Annotated in this window: 1 protein-coding gene; it reads right to left on the bottom strand. The window is 67.0% G+C overall.

Annotated elements, in window-relative coordinates; all coding sequences use genetic code 11:
• Nucleotides 1–1,799, bottom strand: a 1,799-nt coding sequence (locus GHT07_RS21195; RefSeq protein ID WP_153587082.1) for a Tn3 family transposase, incomplete at both ends; no start/stop codon positions are given.

Here is a 1,799-nt window from a genome sequence, read left to right as displayed (position 1 = left end):
CCGAACCTGGCCAGCGCCGTCACCGCACTGGCGTGACCTGTCTGCACCGAGGCCGCCAGATGCACCAGCTGGTCCCAATGAGCTTCGATCAGTGTCGTGTCCACGCTGGCCTCACACACGGCGGCGATCTCCACAGGGATTGTCATTCCTCGCGGCACGAACAGGTGGCGTTGCCGCAGTTCGCGCAGCCGCGGGCATAGATCGAAGCCCAGCAGACGCGATAGCGCCATCGCGAAGTCGGTGTAGCCGTGCGTGTCGACAGCCAACTGCGACACCTCCACCCGCTCCTGTCTCACCACCCCTTCGATGGCGGCACCGGCCTGGCGCTCATTGAGCACAATCGGCTGGGCGTGGAAGATTCCCCAACGATCGCGCACGTGGCTGTAAACGCCGATGGAGGCTGTCTGGCGTCGTGGATCCTGGCGTGCCTGCCATACCCGGCGGCTGGTCTCCAGACTCATCATGTCCGAGGAGGCCAGATCGGCTCGGCCCCACGTTGCCGCTACCGCATGGCGCTGCATGAACTCCAGCACCGCCTGGCAGGCCAGGGCCAGCCGCCGCTCATCGCCCGCCCAGCGCATTGCCTGGCGGATGCTGGGAGCCGATAGCTGCGGGATCATGCGGGCGCACTCTGCGGCCGTCAGGCTGGTGCCGTGCGCCAATATGCCGGCGTAGGTCATCAGCAGTTCCTGGCTCGATCTGGGCTCACGCCCGAGCATGATCCAGCTGAAGCGCACCTGAGCGTCCACGGCCAGGATGACCTCTGGCAGTTGCACCTCGCCGATGCGCTGGTCAAGCCGGCTACGCAGTTTGGTGACTTCGGGATCTTCGTCTTCGGCGGCCAGGGGCGCCAAGTGCAACTCGTCGTCCACGCGCAGCAATCCGACGCGAGTGGCAGCCGCCACCGCGTCGATACCTGTGCGAACGCGTGCAAGCAACGGTGTGAGGAAGTCACTGGCCTTGGCCGGCAGCTGCAGCCGGGCGTAGTGGCGCCGGGCTTCGGTCTTCCAGCGCTCATCCGGGATGAACAGCCGCTCGCGGCCGCGGAAGCTCAAGGAGTGCTCAATCCAGACCGAGCCGTTGCGCAGCGCTCGGCGCAAGGCAAACAGAGTGGCCACCTCCAATGCCCGGAACGCCCGCTCACGGTCGACGTCAGCGATGGCTTGACGCCATGCCGGGCCCAGGCGCGCTGCCGTGACCTCGCCCGGCAGGCTCTTGGTGCCGCCAGCGTACAGGGTGCGCAGCCTGTCCAACGCGTCGATGGCCGGATGCTCGCCCGTGGCTTGCCAGGCCAGCCCGCTCACTGCCACCAGCAGCGAGCGCACCGGGGCAATGGCGTCGATGAGGTGCTGGCGGATGATCGACGCTCGACTGGGCGGGCGCCGGGCACGCTTGACCGCGACCAGACTGACCAAGCGCGAACGCAGTTCGGAATCCGGCACCGTCTCCTGGGCCGCAAGATCGGTCAGTTCCTGAAGCAAGTGCTGGTACTGCTGCGCCCAGTCGACGGTTGCCGTCACGCCGTCGGCGCAATGGCGCCAGAGGTCGGCCACACGACGCTGGAACATGAGGATGAGCTGATCTGTGGCCGTCAGCAGGCAATAGCGCAGGAAGCAGGCCATCTCGACCGTGCGCGCCGGCTCCTTGATCCGGGCGCTGATCGAGGGCGCACGGGTGGCCATCCGCCGCGCGTAGCGGCGCACCAGCACGTCGTTGAGCTCACCCAAGTGTTGATCGATGCCCATATCCGTCAGGAACGCGATGCGCTCGAGCACCTCGGTGATCTGGCGCGTCGAGTG

Origin of the sequence: Caenimonas koreensis DSM 17982, from assembly GCF_009646335.1 — a bacterium.
In the GTDB taxonomy this organism is placed as follows: domain Bacteria; phylum Pseudomonadota; class Gammaproteobacteria; order Burkholderiales; family Burkholderiaceae_C; genus Ramlibacter; species Ramlibacter koreensis.
The sequence above is the reverse complement of the archived record's forward strand: the minus strand, read 5'-3'. Positions and strand labels throughout refer to the sequence as shown.